Origin of the sequence: Halobaculum gomorrense (assembly GCF_900129775.1) — an archaeon.
GTDB lineage: Archaea > Halobacteriota > Halobacteria > Halobacteriales > Haloferacaceae > Halobaculum > Halobaculum gomorrense.
The window spans coordinates 134,031-149,858 of the sequence record NZ_FQWV01000004.1; the positions used below are offsets into that span (position 1 = coordinate 134,031).

Below are 15,828 nucleotides of genomic sequence, written 5' to 3' on the forward strand. Positions count from 1 at the left end.
GAGTCACGTCCGGCGGAGCTTGTCGATGAGCCGCGCGACCATCGACCGCCGCACATCGCCGTCGCCGCGCGCAGCGTCGAGCAGCGTCTCGTAGCGCTCGACGATCCGTTCGCGCTCGCGCCTCCGCTCGGCCAGCCGCTCGCGAAGGCGTTCGTTCTCCCGTCGCAGCCGCGTCACCACCAGCGGCCGTGCGCGCTCGTCGTCTCGGTCGTGCCCGCTTGCGCTGTCGCTGCCGCGGGCCGCACGCTCATCCCCCATGCTACACCGTACCGCGCGAAGCCGCAAAAAGTCTCGTCGGACGGACAGGTGACCGATCCCGTTCGCGACCGCCGCGACTCGCCCGCGCGCCCACCGTCGGTGTGGGCTCGGCCTACTCGGCGCCGATGTGCTCAAGCACCGCGCTCGTCGAGTTCGCCACCGGCTCGGGGTCACCGCCGGCCTCGTAGGCCGCGTCGGGGTCCTTCAGCAGGTGGCCGGTCGTGAGACACACCACGTCCTCGTCGGCGTCGACGACGCCCCGCCCGCGGAGCGTCCGCAGGCCGGCGACCGAGGCCGCGGAGGCGGGTTCGACGCCGACGCCCTCGCGGGCCAGGTCGCGCTGGGCCTCGGTGATCGCCTCGTCGTCGACGGCGACGGCGGTGCCCCCCGTCTCGCGGATGCCCGGCAGCGCCTTCGGCGCGTTCACCGGGTTGCCGATGCGGATGGCGGTCGCGCGCGTCTCCACCTCTTCCCAGCGGCGCACCTCGTCGGCGCCGTTCTCGATCGCCTCGACCATCGGCGCGGCCCCGGCGGCCTGCACGCCGGTGAGCGCCGGCACTTCGTCGGCGTCCATCGCGCCGGCGGCGACGAGCTCCCGGAACGCCTTGAACAGCGCCGCGGTGTTGCCCGCGTTGCCGACGGGGAGGACGATGCGGTCGGGGAAGCGGCCGTAGTCGTCGCGGAACTCCTCGAGGATCTCGAAGCCGATCGTCTTCTGGCCCTCCAGCCGGAAGGGATTCAGCGAGTTGAGGAGGTACACTTCCCCCTTGTTCGCGAGGTTCTGCACGATGTCGAGACAGGCGTCGAAGTTGCCGTCCACCTCGAGGATGCGCGCGTCGTGGAGGCTCGCCTGCGCGACCTTGCCGGCGGCGACCTTGCCGGCGGGGAGCAGCACGAGCGTCTCCAGGCCCGCCCGGGCGCCGTAGGCGGCGAGGGCGGCGGAGGTGTTGCCCGTCGAGGCGCACGCGAGGCGGTCGACGCCCAGCTCCTCGGCGACCCGGACGCCGACGGTCATCCCGCGGTCCTTGAATGACCCGGTGGGGTTCATCCCCTCGTGTTTCACGCGGAGGCGGTTCACGCCGATGTCCTCGCGCAGGCGCGGCACCTCGTGGAGGGGCGTGTGGCCCTCGGGCAGCGAGACGCCTTCCTCGAAGGGTAAGCCGGCGGAGTACCGCCAGACGCCCTCGCCGGAGAAGTCGTCCCACGTCGGCGGGTCGGCGTAGCGGACTTCGAGCAGCCCGTCGCAGTCGTCGCAGGTGAATCGGATGTCGTCGAACGGCGCGAACTGCCCGCCGCAGGAGATGCACTCCAGCCAGACGCCGTCGTCGGCGACCGCGGGGGCGTCCTGCGCGGGCGCGCCGAGGGAGAGGCTCATGGGTGTGAATCGACCTCGCGGCCTAAAAGTCGGCCGTTCGTGGCGGGTAGTGCCAGCGGGTCGAGCGAACCGGGGCGCCGACGGAGTGAGCGTGGCGGATGCGCCGACGGGGAGGAACCCGCGAGCGGAGGGGGATCGACCTCGTTTCGGTCGCCGCTTACTCGCCGTCGACCTCGTTTCGGTCGTCGAACGTCTCGATGACCTCGTGGACCGTCTCGGCCCACTCGTCGAGCGCGGCGTGGAGCAACTCCTTCGCCTCCGGAAGCGGCGTTGCGGTGTACTGGTAGACGTAGCCGCCGGGGTCGAGCAGTCGCCGCTCGCGCCGGGCGAGCCCCTTCTCCAGCAGCGTCGTGAGCGAACGGTTCACGTTCGAGCGGTCGCGGTCGAGGACGCTCGCGAGCTCTTCGACGGTGCTCCCGGGGTTATCGAGCAGGCGGAGGTACGTCCGGCTCTCGTGTTCCTGAATGCCGAAGACGCACGCCATCACGTGCCCGAAGCTGGGGTCGTTCGTCTCGATGAGGTCCTCCATGTCCGGCGCGTCGCTCATGTCGGTTCAACGGACGGCGGCGTGGCGAATAAACCCCGGCGGTCCCGGCGTCTTCCCCGACGTGACGCGCCGCGTCGCCGGCCTCGGCGTCGCTCGCGGGCCGGCTCCGGCGGTTCGCCGTCGCGGCGGCGGCCGCGTCGTCGCCGACTAGTGCTCGCGTTCGTGGTCGGGACTCTCCGCGTCGTCTCTGGCGTAGCCCATCTTCTCGATGCAGCCGATCATTCCGGCCTCGTCGTCGTGTTTGTGTAGCCGCGTCGGCGTGTCGCAGTAGTACGTCTCGCCGTCGTGGCGGAGGGTAAGCGTCTGCTCGCTTCCGAAGAGGTCGGCGGTGACGACGACGCGCTGTCCCTGTTGAAGCGCGTCGATGATCTCCGCGGCGGTGAGCTCGCCGGCGTCGACTTCGAGCGGTGTCATACGCGGGCATGGGCGATGCGTCGTAATGTTTCTTGTCTCCCGGCCGCGAGCCTCAGTCGTGCACGCTCGCACCATCGACCACGTCAACCTCCGGATCCCCGCCGACGGCCTGGCCGACGCCCAGGCGTTCTACGCCGACGCGCTCGGCTTCGAGCTGGCGGGCGTCGACCGCTTCGAGGCCGGCGAGAAGCCCTTCTTCGACGTGCGGCTCGCGCCCGAGCACGTGATCCACCTGTGGCCCACCGACGAGTTCGACGCGCCCAAGGCGACGAACTACGACCACCTCGCGATCGTCGTCGAGGAGGACGTCAAGGCGGTGAAGGCGACCCTCGCTGACGCCGGGATCGAGGTGGAACGAGAGCTCGCCGATCCCCTCGGCGCGACCGGCGAGGCCGCCGCGGTGTACGTCCGCGACCCGTTCGGCTACCGAGTGGAGTTGAAGGAGCCGGCGGCGTGAGGGAGCGACACGCAGCCGACCGCGAGCCGGGCCGACGCGATGTACGCGCTAGTTCTGCGTCGGATTCGACGCTCCGTCGTTCCCGTCTTCGACCGTCTCGACGGGGGCCTCCGCGCCCTCCGCCGCCTCGGCGGAGTCGACGACCTTCGGGGTGTCGACGTGCCAGCGGTCGATGTCGTTCTCGTAGGACGCGAGCCGCTCGGACACCGCTTCCTTCAGATCGTCGTCGTTGACGTTCACCTCGAACACGAACTCGGGGCCGCCCTCCCCGCGGGTGGACTTCTGGATGTTCGCGGAGACCAACTCGTTGTCGAAGTAGTACGGAGCGATCTGCGTCATCACGCGCTGGTAGACGGTGTTCTCCAGCTTTCGGACGGCCTTGCGGCCGGCGGAGTCGGCCGCGCGCGCGACGTGGTCGATGGAGTCCCGCCACGAATCGAGCGCGGCGCCGTTGTCGCCGTCCTCGACGCGCTCGTACGACTCCGAGAGCTTCTCGCCGGCGGTCTGGAGGTCGTCCTCGGGGGTTGCCCCCTCCTGCTCGCCTTTCCCCTCGGCGACGCTCGCCTGCTCGGCGGTCTTCTCGTTCACGTCTTTTCCAAGGCGTTCGTGGGCCTTGGGACGCCACTCGTCCCACGTCTCGAACGCATCGGGGTACTCCTCCGGGGCGTCGGCGTCGTGCAGCGCGCGGGTGATGCGCTCACCGTGCTCGACGGCGTCTCCCCACTCTCCGCGGAGCTTGAACCCGGAGATGCTCTCTTCCATGCGATTGAAAGCCGCCTACGCCCCCGAGCCGTATAAGCATCCCTCCCTGGCCCCGCGAACTCCGGACGCGACTCCTGTCGGTCGATGGAGCGAAGACGGCGGGTGGATGGAGCGAAGACGGCGAGTCGACAGAGAAGACGACAAGTGACGGCGACGACGGCCGACGCCTCAGCGCCGGCCGTATGTGAGGCGAGCCCCCACGTCGTCGATCGCGGCGACGACGCCTTCGAGCCACGCGCTCGGCGAGGTTCGCCGAAGCTCGTCGCCGTCGAGTTCGATCCGTTCGTCGCCGAAGGGGTCGCGGTCGGCTTCCCCCTCGCCGTCCTCGGTCGCGTCCACGACGGTCGTCATCGAACATCGGCCGCACGTTTCGCGATCGCCAAATCCCATGGTAGTCGGTCGCAACGTTGTGGACGACGATGATAAATCCTCGGCTCCGGTGGCTCCGGTCGCATCGGCGTGGGACGACGAGCTTTTGACCTCGGTGGTCCTCGCGCGAGATATGAGTTACCACGTCGTCGACCCCGACCAGCTGGAGTCAGTTCCGGACCGCCCGTGCGAGCTTCGTCGCGTGGCGGAGGCCGCCGGCTTCGAACAGATGGCGGTCAACTGGTTCCGTGCCGACCCCGGTGAGGACATCCCGTTGGCGTACCACTACCACGACGATCAGGAGGAGCTGTTTTACGTGATCGAGGGAACCCTCCACGTCGAGACACCCGAGGGGACGTACGAGGTCGCCGAGGGGTCGCTGTTCGCCGTCGAACCCGACAGCCCCCAGCGGGCGCACAACCCCGCCGACGCCGACGCCCCCGTCACGACGCTTGCGGTCGGCGCGCCCGCCGTCGACGACGTGCACCCGTACGAGCCGGAGGAGTGAGATGCGCGAGGAGGGCGTGGCGGGCGGGGACCGCCCCGCCGAGTCCGACGGCTCCGGCGGCGGCGTCGATCCGGCCACGGCCAGCGACGCCGCGTTCGGCGAGGGAGAAGAGCCCCGGACGGACGAGCAGGGCCGGATCCTCGACGGCGCCGCCTACGAGGATGTCCCCACGTGGGACGACGAGTACCTCGACCGCGTGAGCGACCGACTCATATTCAATTACGACCTCGAGCGCGACCACCGCGTCCGCGGGGAAGCGTTCGACCTCGCCGGGCTGATGCGCATCGAGTCGCAGAAACAGTTCTTCCACCCTTCGCTCGGGTACGCCGACCACCACAGCGACGAGTACCTGTTCGCCCGCCGGCAGTCCTCGGTGACGGTTCGGGAGCTGGAGCGGCTCGTCGAATTCGGCCACGCGCTCGCCGACGAGCGCGTCGAGGGCGACGAAGAGCACTACGGGACGGACCTCTCGTTCGTCCTCGTCGTTCCGGAGATCCCCGAGGACGTCCGCCGGTACGTCGTCGACTTCCGCGAGCGACAGCTCCTGAAGTACGGCTACTTCGGCCACTACGAGATCAATCTCGGCGTCGTCGCGCCCGAGCGCGAGGTGGCGGTCGCGAGCCGCGAGGCCGACGTGGTGTCGGCGTTCGCGCTGTGGGACGACGTGCCCGAGCGGCACACGACCCGAGGACTCCTCACGCGGCTGGTCGGGACCATCCGCGAGAAGCTCCTCGGGTGAGCCGCGCGCGCCTAGCGCGCCCCAGCCTGTCTACAGGGCCTCCTTGTACGCCTCGAGCGTCTCCTCGATGTCTGCCTCGGTGTGGGCGTCGGAGACGAACTGCGACTCGAACTGGTTGGCGGTGAGCCAGATGCCTTGCTCTTTCATCTCCTGCCAGAACACGCGCTCCCAGCGCTCGGTGGCTGCGGCCGCGGTGTCGGCGCCGGTCTTCGGACAGGTCTCGAAGCGCTCGCACGACTCACGCTGGCGACAGCCGCCACCGCAGTGGTTCTCGAACGCCCCGGGCGCCTCGCGGGTGAACACCGTCTTGAACATCGAGTCGGTGCCGACGACGGTGTATTCGGGGGCCTGGTCCTCGCAGATGTCTCGGATCCCCGAGCGGAGGCGGTCCCCGAGGTCGTTCACGTGGTCGTACACGTCGTGCTCGGCGGCGTAGCGGAGGTACTCGTTCCCGGCGGCCATCGTCACCGGGTGGCCCGAGAAGGTGCCGGACTGGAACACGTCCCCGCTGGGGGTGAAGTGCTCGACGATCTCCGCGGGACCGCCAATCGCGCCCACCGGGAAGCCGCCGCCGATGATCTTCCCGAACGTCGTGAGGTCGGGCGTGACGCCGAACTTCCCCTGGGCGCACTGGAGGCCGCCGACGCGGAAGCCGGTGATCACCTCGTCGAAGATCAGCAACGAGCCGTGGTCGTCACACAGCCCCCGAAGCGTCTCGTGGTAGCCGTCGACGGGCATAACGATGCCGTAGTTCGCGAGGATCGGCTCGGTCAGCACCGCCGCGATCTCGTCGCCGCGCTCCTCGAACACCTCGCGGATCGCGGCCTCGTTGTTGAACGGGACGGCGATCGTGTGCTCGGCGAAGCTCTCCGGGATCCCCGGCGAGGAGGGGCGGGTGTGGGACGGGTCGTCGCCGGCCTCGACGAGGGTGGACTCCTGGGCGCCGTGGTAGCCGCCCTGCATGACGACGATTGTGTCGCGCCCGGTGTACGCACGGGCGAGCCGGACCGCCGAGACGGTCGCCTCCGTGCCGGAGTTGACGAACCGTAGCATCTCGACGCTCGGGACGTGGCGCGCGACGAACTCCGCGTGGTCGACCTCGATCTCGGTCGGCCCGCCGTACATCGGCCCCTGGCTGGCGTGGCGCTGGATCGCCGACTGCACCTGCTCGGGGGCGTCGTGGCCGTACAGCAACGGGCCGTACCCCATCACGTAGTCGAGGTAGCGGTTCCCGTCGGCGTCGATCACGTGGGCGCCGTCGCCGCGCTCGATCACGAACGGGTACGGCCGCGTCGCGCGGACCGAGGAGTTCACCCCGCCGGCGAGCACCGAGAGCGCGCGGTCGTACAGCTCCCGAGAGCGGTCGTGGTTCATACGCCGCCATTCGGGTGTGACCCCGAAAGTAGTTTCTGGGATCGCGCCCCGGCGCGGCCGCTCTCGTCGTCGTGTCCGGGACAGAAGACGGGTGACGACCCGCGAGGGGGTGGCGGCCCGTCGCGGGCCTAGCCGGACGCGTCACCCGGCAGGCAGCTGCGGCGGCCGCGGGGGCGGTGACACGGAACGTGACACGGTGGCGGGCGCGCGGAGGTGAGCACCAGTACCAGTGGGGTCCTCCGTCGCGTGCCCCCGGCGGCCGCGTCCGCGCCGCATGCGAAGCGGGCGTCCGGCGGTTCGCCTGCCGACGAGCGTCGGCGGCGAGCGATGCGGATTCGATTCGGGCGTCCGTCCTCGCCTACACCGCCTCGCGACCCACCTCTCCGGTCCGGATCTGGTACGCCTGCTCGACGGGCATGATGAACACCTTGCCGTCGCCCTTCTCGCCCGTGCTTGCGGCGTCGCTGATGGCCTCGGCCACGTCCGCGGCCGGGATGTCGGCGACGACGCACTCGATCTTCACCTTCTGGTGGAGGTCGACGGTGTACTCCTCGCCGCGCCACTGGCCCTTCTTGGCGGGCTGGCTGCCGCGGCCGGAGACGTTCGTCACCGTCAGCGAGGGCGCGCCGATCTCCGCGAGGCCGGTCTTGACCGCCGAGAGCTTATCCGGGCGGATGAACGCCGTGACCATCTTGATCTCGCCGTCGTTGGCCTGTCCGCCGTCGGGGCGGACGATGCCGCTCTCGTCGCTGACGCCGTCCACGACGCGGCCGCCGTCGGCGGCGGTGTCGGGGCGGCCGAACTCGGGGTAGGTGTCGACGCCGTGCTCGGAGGAGTCGAGCCCCTCGATCTCGTGGTCGCGGGTGACGCGAATCTCACCCATGGCCTTGATCGCGCCGAACACCGCGGCCGTGGCGGCGATAGTCCATGCGGCGATGACGACGACGCCGACGACCTGCGAGACGAGCGCGGCGACGGTGAAGCCGTCGACCGCGAAGAACGGGAGCAACACCGCGCCCAGCACGCCGGCGGACCCGTGGACCGGGAACACCGCACACACGTCGTCGATCTTCAGGCGCTTCTCGACGAACTCGAAGACCACTGGGAGCTGGGCGCCCGCGAGCAGACCGATGACGATGGCGCCGGGCCAGACGATCGCGTCCGTGTTCGAGGTGATGCCGACCAGCCCGGCGAGCAGGCCGTTCGCGACGTACAGCGTGTCGACCTTCCCGGTCTTGTACAGCGAGAGCGCGCCCGCGCCGATGGCGCCGGCGGCCATGCCGAGCGTCGTCGTCAGCGCGACGCGGCCCACGTATGAGAACGCTCCCAGCGTCAGTTCGCCGTTCTCGACGGCGAACACCGAGGCGGCCGTGCCGACGTTGAAGCCGTACCACCCGAACGCGAGCACGAGCGTGCCGAGCACCGCGAACGTCAGCGAGTGGCCGGGGATGACGTTGACCGAGCCGTCCTCGTTGTAGCGACCGAGACGGGGGCCGACGACGTACGCCGCCGTCAGGCCCGCGATGCCGCCCATCCCGTGGACGATCATCCCGCCCGCGAAGTCTGAGAAGCCGAGCGCCGAGAGGAAGCCGCCGCCCCACGTCAGGCCGGTGACCACCGGGTAGATGACCGCCGCCAGCAGGACCGTGTAGCTCACGTACGCGCGCAGCTTCATCCGACCGGCGACGGCGCCGGAGACGATGGTCGCGGCCGTCATCGCGAAGACGGCGCCGAAGAGCCACCCGACCCAGTCGCCGGAGTCGCTCGTGGTCAACACGCCGAACGCTTCGGCGACGGAGTAGCTCCCGCCGCCGGTGATCCCGCCGACGAGCGCGGAGACGCCCGCGCCGACGAGGAAGAACGCCGTCACGCCGACGCTCCACGTCAGGAGGTTCTTCGTCAGCTGGTTGGCCACGTTCTTCGACCGCACCTGTCCGGCCTCCAGCATCGCGAAGCCGGCGTGCATGAAGAAGATGAGGAAGGTGACCACCAGCACCCACAGCATGTTCACGCCCTCCGCAAGGACCGCGGGGTCGACCTGCAAGAGCGTCACTGCCCCACCTCGATCGATCCACAACTGTTCAGCAGTGCCGCGAATTCCGTGTCGTTCTGGTACATTTCGACGCTCGATAGCCTGACCTGGATACACATAAAGATTAGAGTTGAAAGATAGAACTTTTCGAGGTCGTATTCAGACGCACGTCGAATCTTCGGGTGAATATAGGTCATATAAGGATGTAAACCCGTCGCATACGTGGCAATTATTGTACTCGCTGTTGACGAACATAGTATATAGTATCTGTCATATGTGGGCGAACTCCCGAACTATTCGTGGAAATCGCTCGCGCGCTTCCAAACTCGGGATGAAAATCGGCGATTCGAACGCGGATCGGATCCGCCGGCCGCCGCGCGACGATCAGCCGTCCAGATCGGAGACGACGGACTCGGCGAGCGCTTCGAACGTCGCCTCCGCGGGCACCACGTCGACGGTGACGCCGCGGTCCTCGGCGGTCTCTCGCGTCGGGTGACCGATGCAACCGACGACCGCCTCCTCCAGCCCCGCTATCGCCTCCTCGCGGACGCCGCGTTCGTCGGCGGCGTCGAGGAAGTGCTCGACCGTGAGCGAGGAGGTGAAACACGCGCCGTCGAGGTCGCCCGCGGCCGCCACCTCGGCGGATTCGCCGCTCCCCTCGGGGCGGACGAGTTCGTACAGGACCGTCTCCCGGACGGTCGCGCCGGCGTCGCGGAGGCCGTCGAGCAGCACCTGGCTCCCGTGGTCCGACCGAGCGACCTCGATGCGGACGCCGCCGACGCCGAGCGCATCGAACGCGGCCACGAGCCCCGTCGAGGAGTACTCCTCGGGGATCAGCTCGATCGCCCAGCCGGCCTCGCGGGCGGCGTCGGCCGTCGACGGGCCGATGCACGCGATGGCGGGACCGACCCCTCGACCGAGAGGCTCCCCTTCCGAGCCGTCGCTGGCGTCGCTGGCGTCGCTGTCGTCATCGTCGACGGCGTCGCCGGGCGACCAGCCGGCCCCCTCGGCCAACTCAACCCCCGTCTTCGAGGTGAACACGACCCAGTCGGCGCCCTCCGGCACCGCGCCGGTCGGTCGGACCTCCAGCATCGGGTCCGCGAGGGCCTCGACGCCGAGCGCGTCGAGCGTCTCGACGGCCTCGGTCAGCCGTTCGTCGTCGGGGCGGAACACCGCGACGAGCGGGCGATCGTCCCCGCTGGCGTCGCCGCTGCCGTCGCTGCCGGCGTCCCCGCCGCCGGTACCGCTCATGCGTCGTCACCTCCGACATCGACGCCCGCGGTCGCGCCGGCGTCCCCACGGCCGCGGAGGAACTCGATCACCCGCTCGCGCGCGCCGGCGACCGCGCCGATCACGGTGATCGCGGGCGGTTCGATCCCCGCCTCGTCGCGCACGTCGACGATGTCCGCGAGCGTCCCGGTGGCGACGCGCATGTCGGGCCAGGTGCCGCGCTCGACCAGCGCGACGGGCGTGGCGGGGGACATCCCGGCGTCGAGCAGCTCGTCGGTGTACAGCGGGAGCTTCCCGACGCCCATCAGCACGACGATGGTGCCGCCGGTGGCCACGAGCGCGTCCCAGTCCACGGCCGACTCGTCTTTCGTCGGGTCCTCGTGGCCCGTGACGAACGAGACCGAAGAGGCGTGGTCGCGGTGGGTCACGGGGATGCCCGCGACGCCGGGGGCGGCGATGGCCGAGGTGACGCCGGGGACGACCTCGAACGGGACGCCGTGGTCGGCGAGGTGTTCGGCCTCTTCGCCGCCGCGGCCGAAGACGAACGGGTCGCCGCCCTTCAGGCGAACGACGTGGTCGCCCTGGCTGGCGAGTTCGACGAGCCGGTCGTTCGTGTACTCCTGGCTGGTGCGCTCGCCGCCGGCGCGCTTGCCCACATCCTCGCGCGTGTCCTCGGGGATGGAGCCGAGGATCTCGGGGCCGGGGAGCTTGTCGTGGAGGACCACGTCGGCCTCGTCGAGCAGCCGCCGGGCCTTCACGGTGAGCAGTTCGGGGTCTCCGGGGCCGGAGCCGACCAGCGAGACGAAGCCGCCCTCGCGGTCGATCCCGTCGCCGTCGGGCCGAGCGTCGTCGGTGGGGCTCATCTACTCGTCGCCCTCCGTCGCGTCGTCCTCGGCGCCGCGCTCACGGGTTGCGTCGTCGCCTCGCTGGCCCTCGCCCTCCTCGGCGCGCTTGGCGGTCTCGGTCTCGGCGGCGCGCTCGGCGGCGGCGATGAGTTCGGCGGCGCCCTGCTCGCGCAGCGACGCGGCGAACTCCGCGGCGGCCTCGCGGTACGTGCGCAGCGGCAGGTCGCGCGTCGCCGCCACCTCGGTGTCGCCGTCGCCCGACAGCACGCGGACGCGGGTGCTGACGTGCTCGCCCTGTACGAGCGCGTTGACGCCGATCGGCGCGATGCAGCCGCCGCCCAGCTCGGCGAGGACGGTGCGCTCGACGCTGGTGGCGACGCGGGTCGGCTCGTGGTCCATCGCCGACCGGATCGTCTCGATCACCTCGGGGTCGCTGGCGGTGACGGCGACGGCGCCCTGGCCGGGTGCGGGGACGTGCGTCGCGCGGTCGAGGCGTTCGACCTCGTACTCGTCGCGGTAGAACAGGTCCGACCGACGCAGGCCGGCCTCCGCGAGGACGATCGCGTCGTACTCGTGGTCGAGTTCGTGTTCGAGCGCGCGGCGCTGGAACTCGGTGAGGTCGTCGAACCACTCCTCGACGGTGCGCTCGTATTCGCGATCCTCCTCCCGTGCGCCGGGGTCTCCCTTGTGGTCGGCGTCGGCCTCGACGCGGGCCTCGTGTTCGGCTTGGAGATCGGGCGCGATCAGCTTCTGGAGCCGCGTGTCGACGTTGCCGCGGAGGGGACGGACCTCCAGGTCGGGGCGCTCGGCGAGCACCTGCGCCTTGCGTCGCAGCGACGAGGTGCCGACCACCGAGCCGCGCGGGAGGTCCGCGAGGTCGCCGCCCTCGCGAGTGACGAGCGCGTCGCCGGCGGGCGCGCGCTCGCCGACGGCGGCGACGACGAGCCCGTCGGGCATCTCGGTGGGCATGTCCTTCAGCGAGTGGACAGCGGTGTCGACCTCGCCAGCGAGCACGCGCTCGTCGAGCGCGCGCACGAACGCGCCCGTGCGGCCGAGTTCGGTGATGAGGTCCTCGTCGAGTCGATCCCCCCGCGTCTCGACCTCGACCAACTCCACGTCGCGTCGGCGCGTCGAGAGGTCGTCTCGAACGCCCGCCGCCTGTCGGAGCGCGAGGTCGGAACCGCGGGTGGCGAGCCGCAGCGTCCCGGTTGTCATACCCGAAACTCCGGCGCCGCCGGGGAAAACGGGTTCGCTTCGCCAACACAGCGGGATACGCCACCGTCGCACAGTCACTCCGCGCTCCGCACCATCGCAACCTTCGCCGGACCGGTATCGTTTTTACCGGTGGAGGAGGAACGATCGAGTATGACAGCGGACGCCGTCGCTCACGTTCGCGCCTCCTTCGAGCGACGCGTCCGCGGTGCCGCGGCCCGGAGCCGAGTCTCCGCGCCGCGACGACCGGGCCGCTAGGCCCACACACCATCACCCTCTCGTCGGTCCGACCCGCTCGCCTTCCTCCGGGTAGCGTGCAGTCCGCAATTAATTTTCGTAGCTATCAAGCGCCGAATTTATGGGTGTCCGCGTTCGAGCGTGGAGTATGACGAAACGCGTTGCGCTCGCATTCAGCGGTGGACTCGACACGACTGTCTGCGTCCCGCTCCTCGAGGAGGAGTACGGCTACGACGAGGTCGTCGGCGTCACCGTCGACGTGGGCCAGCCCGCCGAGGAGTTCGACGAGGCCGAGGAGACCGCGCAGGCGCTCGACCTGGAGCACTACGTCGTCGACGCGAAGACGGAGTTCGCGGAGCTGTGTTTCGACTCCGTGCGCGCGAACGCGACCTACCAGGGCTACCCGCTCGGGACGGCGCTCGCGCGCCCCGTGATCGCGGAGGCGATTTTGGGGGTCGCCGAGGAGCACGACTGCGACGCCCTCGCCCACGGCTGTACCGGGAAGGGGAACGACCAACTGCGCTTCGAGACGGTGTGGCGCGCCTCCGACAAGGAAGTCATCGCGCCCGTTCGCGAACTCGGCCTCACCCGCGAGTGGGAGATCGAGTACGCCGACGAGAAGGGCCTCCCTGTCGAGGGCGGCAACGAGGGCGCGTGGTCGATCGACACGAACCTCTGGTCGCGCTCGGTCGAGGGCGACGACCTCGAGGACCCAACGTACGTCCCGCCGGAGGACATCTACGACTGGACGACGACGCCCGGCGAGGTCGAGGGCGAGGAGCTCGTCGAGATCGGCTTCGAAATGGGGTACCCGGTCACGCTGAACGGGGAGGCGGTCGACTCGGTTGAGCTCATCGAGGAACTCAACGAGATCGCGGGCGCGTACGGCGTCGGCCGCACCGACATGATGGAAGACCGCATGCTCGGGCTGAAGGTGCGTGAGAACTACGAGCACCCCGCGGCGACCGTCCTCCTGACGGCCCACGAGGCGCTCGAACAGCTCGTGTTCACGAAAAGCGAGCGCGATTTCAAGCAGCAGATCGACGACCAGTGGGCCCAGCAGGGGTACAAGGGCCTCGTCAACTCCCCGCTCGTGAACTCCCTGGAGGGCTACCTCGACGCCGGCCAGGAGAAGGTCACCGGCACGGTCACTGTCAAGCTGCAGGGCGGGCAGTGCCGCCCGGTCGCGCGCGACTCCGACTACGGCGTTTACTCCGAGTCGGCCGCCTCCTTCAACACCGAGACGGTCGACGGCATCGAGCAGGCCGACGCGACGGGCGTCGCCAAGTATCACGGCTTCCAGGAGCGCCTCGCGAACCGCGTGCTGGAGAACGTGAAGACCGGCGAGAACGGCGAGACGCTGGCGGCCGATGGCAGCGGCGACGAACCGGAGGAGTGATCGATGACCGACGGCGAGGAACCGACAGCGGGTGATGCCGCCGACGCCGAGACGGTCGTCCGCCGCGACCGCTTCGCGGGCGGCCCGGCCCGCGGCTTCATGTCGAGCCTCGCGGCCGACGAGCGCATCTTCGCCGCCGACCTCGCGGTCGACCGCGCGCACACGGTGATGCTCGCCGAGCAGGATATCGTCGCCGCCGACGAGGCCGCCGAGATCCTCTCTGGGCTCGACGCCGTCGAGGCCGCCGGCCACGGCGCCCTCCCCGACGGGGAGGACGTCCACGAGGCCATCGAGAGCGCGGTCGTCGCCGAGGTCGGCGCCGTCGGCGGGAAGATGCACACCGCGCGCTCGCGCAATGACGAGGTCGCGACCTGCATCCGCCACCGCTACCGCGCGGACCTCCTCGACGCCGCAGAGGCGACACTGGCGCTGCGCGAGGCGCTGCTGGAGGCGGCGGCCGAGCACACGGACACGGTCATGCCGGGGTTCACCCACCGGCAGTACGCCCAGCCCGTCACCGTCGGTCACTTCCTGTCGTCGTACGCGGGCGCGGTCGAGCGGGACACGGCCCGCCTGCTCGCGGCGTTCGACCGGACGAACGAGTCGCCGCTGGGCGGCGCGGCGTTCGCGGGCACCACCTTCGACATCGACCGCGAGCGGACGGCCGAGCTGCTCGGATTCGACGGCGTCGTCGAGAACGCCACCGACGCCGGCTCCGCGCGCGACTTCCTCGTCGAGGGAACCGCCGCGCTTGCGACCCTGACGGCGACGCTGTCGGGGCTGTCGGCCGACCTGATCGAGCACGCGAAGGACGGCTACTTCGTGCCATCGGACGACTACGCCTCGACCTCGTCGATCATGCCCCAGAAGGTGAACCCCGACACGCTCGAACTCGCCCGCGCGGTCACGGGCGACGTGTCGGGAGACCTCGCGGGGCTGCTGACGACGTTGAAGGGCCTCCCGCGCGCGTACAACCGTGACCTCCAGCGCGCGACGCCCCACGCCTGGGACGCCGTCGACGACGCGACCGAGGCGACTACGGTCGTCGCCGGCGCGGTCGCGACGGGCGAGTGGGACGCGGAGGCGTGCGCCGCCGACGCGGGCGCCGGTTTCTCGACGGCGACGGGCGTCGCCGACGCGCTGGCGTCGGCGGGCATCCCGTTTCGGACGGCCCACGAGGTCGTCGCTGAGGCCGCCGCCAGCGCGCCCGACGACGCGGATCCGGAGACGCTCGCCGCAAATCTTGACACGGCCGCACAGGAAGTACTCGGGGAGTCCCTCTACGAGCGCGTGAGCCGCGAGGACCTGTCGACCGCGCTCGATCCGGTCGGGAGCGTCGCCGCCCGCGCCTCGCACGGCGGCCCCGCGCCCGACGCCGTGGCCGACTCTCTCGCGCGCATGACCGAGACGCACGACGACCACGAGGCCGCGCTCGCGGCTCGCCACGACGCGCTGGCGGCCGCCGAAACGGATTTGACCGACGCGGTCAACGCGTACACCTGACCGCGACGATACCACGACATACCACGGCCCACACCGACACCGCATCCATGACCCGCCTCCGCCGACGCCGACCGCTCGCCCGACCGCGAGCGGCCGCTCCGTCGAGTGGTCGACCGCCGCAACCGTCACGACTCCCGCGACGGCCACGACGACGACCGCGAGGGGGTATCCGACCGCGACCGTCGCCGCGTCCGGTCCCGGCCACCGCCCCCCGCCCGCCGGCGGCGGTGGCCCCGCCGGCCCCTCTCGGGGCCTCAACCACACAGATTTCGAACACCGGATTCGAGATCCGCGCCGACCCGTCCGCTCCCGCCCGATAGCGACGACTGCGGCATTATTTTTCTCTTATAAAATCGACGGATTAAAGTCCGATAGCGAGGTACTGGTGAGTACACCATGACCGAAGCCGAATGCGTCGAGTGCGGGGGCACGGTGGCCCTGCACGACGACCTGGAGATCGGAGAGATCGTCGACTGTGAAACGTGCGGCGCCGAACTGGAGGTCGTCGACGTCTCCCCGCCGGTCCTCGATCGAGCCCCGGAGCTCGAAGAGGACTGGGGGGAGTAA

Annotated in this window: 18 protein-coding genes; 7 read left to right on the forward strand and 11 right to left on the reverse strand. The window is 70.3% G+C overall.

Features of this window, described 5'->3' with window-relative positions:
- Nucleotides 1-3: 3 nt before the first annotated feature.
- The 3 genes from BUE16_RS08995 to BUE16_RS09005 form a co-directional block, all read right to left on the reverse strand.
- The gene (locus BUE16_RS08995; RefSeq protein ID WP_073308773.1) at nucleotides 4-258 is read right to left on the reverse strand and encodes a hypothetical protein; all 255 of its coding nucleotides are present in this window, start codon (nucleotides 256-258) and stop codon (nucleotides 4-6) included.
- A gap of 112 nt (nucleotides 259-370) precedes the next feature.
- Nucleotides 371-1,633, reverse strand: coding sequence for a threonine synthase (gene thrC, locus BUE16_RS09000; protein WP_073308775.1), 1,263 nt, complete (start codon nucleotides 1,631-1,633; stop codon nucleotides 371-373).
- A gap of 157 nt (nucleotides 1,634-1,790) precedes the next feature.
- Nucleotides 1,791-2,180: a helix-turn-helix domain-containing protein gene (locus BUE16_RS09005; protein WP_073308777.1), complete on the reverse strand. Its 390-nt coding sequence runs from the start codon at nucleotides 2,178-2,180 to the stop codon at nucleotides 1,791-1,793.
- Here BUE16_RS09005 and BUE16_RS16685 point away from each other — a divergent pair.
- On the forward strand, nucleotides 2,161-2,331 hold the full coding sequence (locus tag BUE16_RS16685) for a hypothetical protein (RefSeq protein WP_159435752.1): 171 nt from the start codon (nucleotides 2,161-2,163) through the stop codon (nucleotides 2,329-2,331). The two genes, BUE16_RS09005 and BUE16_RS16685, sit on opposite strands and share 20 nt — an antisense overlap.
- On the opposite strand, the gene BUE16_RS09010 is transcribed toward BUE16_RS16685, so the two are convergent.
- Entirely contained in the window at nucleotides 2,328-2,594 is a 267-nt protein-coding gene (locus BUE16_RS09010) for a hypothetical protein (RefSeq protein ID WP_073308779.1), read from the reverse strand. The two genes, BUE16_RS16685 and BUE16_RS09010, sit on opposite strands and share 4 nt — an antisense overlap.
- Nucleotides 2,595-2,652: 58 nt before the next feature.
- On the opposite strand from BUE16_RS09010, the gene BUE16_RS09015 reads away from it, so the two are divergent.
- Nucleotides 2,653-3,051 (forward strand): VOC family protein, encoded by a 399-nt coding sequence (locus tag BUE16_RS09015; RefSeq protein ID WP_073308781.1) that lies wholly within the window; start codon nucleotides 2,653-2,655, stop codon nucleotides 3,049-3,051.
- Nucleotides 3,052-3,099: 48 nt separating this feature from the next.
- Here BUE16_RS09015 and BUE16_RS09020 read toward each other — a convergent pair whose 3' ends face one another.
- Together BUE16_RS09020 and BUE16_RS09025 are read right to left on the reverse strand one after the other, a co-directional pair.
- Nucleotides 3,100-3,813 carry a DUF5828 family protein gene (locus tag BUE16_RS09020; protein ID WP_073308783.1) on the reverse strand — a complete coding sequence of 238 codons (714 nt, stop codon included), beginning with the start codon at nucleotides 3,811-3,813 and terminating at the stop codon, nucleotides 3,100-3,102.
- Nucleotides 3,814-3,981: 168 nt separating this feature from the next.
- On the reverse strand, nucleotides 3,982-4,164 hold the full coding sequence (locus BUE16_RS09025) for a hypothetical protein (protein WP_394327429.1): 183 nt from the start codon (nucleotides 4,162-4,164) through the stop codon (nucleotides 3,982-3,984).
- 151 nt (nucleotides 4,165-4,315) lie between these two features.
- Between BUE16_RS09025 and BUE16_RS09030 the strand changes: the two genes are divergently transcribed.
- Together BUE16_RS09030 and BUE16_RS09035 are read left to right on the forward strand one after the other, a co-directional pair.
- On the forward strand, nucleotides 4,316-4,690 hold the full coding sequence (locus tag BUE16_RS09030) for a cupin domain-containing protein (protein ID WP_073308792.1): 375 nt from the start codon (nucleotides 4,316-4,318) through the stop codon (nucleotides 4,688-4,690).
- Between the two features lies 1 nt (nucleotide 4,691).
- Nucleotides 4,692-5,429 carry a hypothetical protein gene (locus BUE16_RS09035; protein WP_073308793.1) on the forward strand — a complete coding sequence of 246 codons (738 nt, stop codon included), beginning with the start codon at nucleotides 4,692-4,694 and terminating at the stop codon, nucleotides 5,427-5,429.
- A gap of 30 nt (nucleotides 5,430-5,459) precedes the next feature.
- Here BUE16_RS09035 and hemL read toward each other — a convergent pair whose 3' ends face one another.
- The 5 genes from hemL to hemC form a co-directional block, all read right to left on the reverse strand.
- Entirely contained in the window at nucleotides 5,460-6,803 is a 1,344-nt protein-coding gene (gene hemL, locus BUE16_RS09040; RefSeq protein WP_073308795.1) for a glutamate-1-semialdehyde 2,1-aminomutase, read from the reverse strand.
- Between the two features lie 358 nt (nucleotides 6,804-7,161).
- Nucleotides 7,162-8,808: an ammonium transporter gene (locus BUE16_RS09045; RefSeq protein WP_073309085.1), complete on the reverse strand. Its 1,647-nt coding sequence runs from the start codon at nucleotides 8,806-8,808 to the stop codon at nucleotides 7,162-7,164.
- Nucleotides 8,809-9,219: 411 nt separating this feature from the next.
- The gene (locus tag BUE16_RS09055) at nucleotides 9,220-10,086 is read right to left on the reverse strand and encodes a uroporphyrinogen-III synthase (RefSeq protein ID WP_073308799.1); all 867 of its coding nucleotides are present in this window, start codon (nucleotides 10,084-10,086) and stop codon (nucleotides 9,220-9,222) included.
- Complete coding sequence (cobA, locus tag BUE16_RS09060; RefSeq protein ID WP_073308801.1) at nucleotides 10,083-10,928, reverse strand: uroporphyrinogen-III C-methyltransferase; 846 nt, start codon at nucleotides 10,926-10,928, stop codon at nucleotides 10,083-10,085. Before cobA ends, BUE16_RS09055 begins: the two co-directional genes overlap by 4 nt.
- Entirely contained in the window at nucleotides 10,929-12,125 is a 1,197-nt protein-coding gene (gene hemC, locus BUE16_RS09065; protein WP_073308804.1) for a hydroxymethylbilane synthase, read from the reverse strand.
- 382 nt (nucleotides 12,126-12,507) lie between these two features.
- Here hemC and BUE16_RS09070 point away from each other — a divergent pair, with 382 nt between their 5' ends.
- The 3 genes from BUE16_RS09070 to lysW all read left to right on the forward strand — a co-directional run bounded on the left by BUE16_RS09070 (nucleotide 12,508) and on the right by lysW (nucleotide 15,828).
- Complete coding sequence (locus tag BUE16_RS09070; RefSeq protein ID WP_073308806.1) at nucleotides 12,508-13,758, forward strand: argininosuccinate synthase; 1,251 nt, start codon at nucleotides 12,508-12,510, stop codon at nucleotides 13,756-13,758.
- Between the two features lie 3 nt (nucleotides 13,759-13,761).
- Nucleotides 13,762-15,261: an argininosuccinate lyase gene (gene argH / locus BUE16_RS09075; protein ID WP_073308808.1), complete on the forward strand. Its 1,500-nt coding sequence runs from the start codon at nucleotides 13,762-13,764 to the stop codon at nucleotides 15,259-15,261.
- Between the two features lie 396 nt (nucleotides 15,262-15,657).
- Entirely contained in the window at nucleotides 15,658-15,828 is a 171-nt protein-coding gene (gene lysW / locus BUE16_RS09080) for a lysine biosynthesis protein LysW (protein WP_073308810.1), read from the forward strand.

Bases quoted from the DNA above. Each gene is read 5' to 3' on its own strand.
- BUE16_RS08995 (WP_073308773.1), bottom strand. From the start codon at position 258: ATGGGGGATGAGCGTGCGGCCCGCGGCAGCGACAGCGCAAGCGGGCAC.
- thrC (WP_073308775.1), bottom strand. From the start codon at position 1,633: ATGAGCCTCTCCCTCGGCGCGCCCGCGCAGGACGCCCCCGCGGTCGCC.
- BUE16_RS16685 (WP_159435752.1), top strand. From the start codon at position 2,161: ATGTCCGGCGCGTCGCTCATGTCGGTTCAACGGACGGCGGCGTGGCGA.
- BUE16_RS09005 (WP_073308777.1), bottom strand. From the start codon at position 2,180: ATGAGCGACGCGCCGGACATGGAGGACCTCATCGAGACGAACGACCCC.
- BUE16_RS09010 (WP_073308779.1), bottom strand. From the start codon at position 2,594: ATGACACCGCTCGAAGTCGACGCCGGCGAGCTCACCGCCGCGGAGATC.
- BUE16_RS09020 (WP_073308783.1), bottom strand. From the start codon at position 3,813: ATGGAAGAGAGCATCTCCGGGTTCAAGCTCCGCGGAGAGTGGGGAGAC.
- BUE16_RS09025 (WP_394327429.1), bottom strand. From the start codon at position 4,164: ATGACGACCGTCGTGGACGCGACCGAGGACGGCGAGGGGGAAGCCGAC.
- BUE16_RS09030 (WP_073308792.1), top strand. From the start codon at position 4,316: ATGAGTTACCACGTCGTCGACCCCGACCAGCTGGAGTCAGTTCCGGAC.
- BUE16_RS09035 (WP_073308793.1), top strand. From the start codon at position 4,692: ATGCGCGAGGAGGGCGTGGCGGGCGGGGACCGCCCCGCCGAGTCCGAC.
- hemL (WP_073308795.1), bottom strand. From the start codon at position 6,803: ATGAACCACGACCGCTCTCGGGAGCTGTACGACCGCGCGCTCTCGGTG.
- BUE16_RS09045 (WP_073309085.1), bottom strand. From the start codon at position 8,808: ATGCTGTGGGTGCTGGTGGTCACCTTCCTCATCTTCTTCATGCACGCC.
- BUE16_RS09055 (WP_073308799.1), bottom strand. From the start codon at position 10,086: ATGAGCGGTACCGGCGGCGGGGACGCCGGCAGCGACGGCAGCGGCGAC.
- cobA (WP_073308801.1), bottom strand. From the start codon at position 10,928: ATGAGCCCCACCGACGACGCTCGGCCCGACGGCGACGGGATCGACCGC.
- hemC (WP_073308804.1), bottom strand. From the start codon at position 12,125: ATGACAACCGGGACGCTGCGGCTCGCCACCCGCGGTTCCGACCTCGCG.
- BUE16_RS09070 (WP_073308806.1), top strand. From the start codon at position 12,508: ATGACGAAACGCGTTGCGCTCGCATTCAGCGGTGGACTCGACACGACT.
- argH (WP_073308808.1), top strand. From the start codon at position 13,762: ATGACCGACGGCGAGGAACCGACAGCGGGTGATGCCGCCGACGCCGAG.
- lysW (WP_073308810.1), top strand. From the start codon at position 15,658: ATGACCGAAGCCGAATGCGTCGAGTGCGGGGGCACGGTGGCCCTGCAC.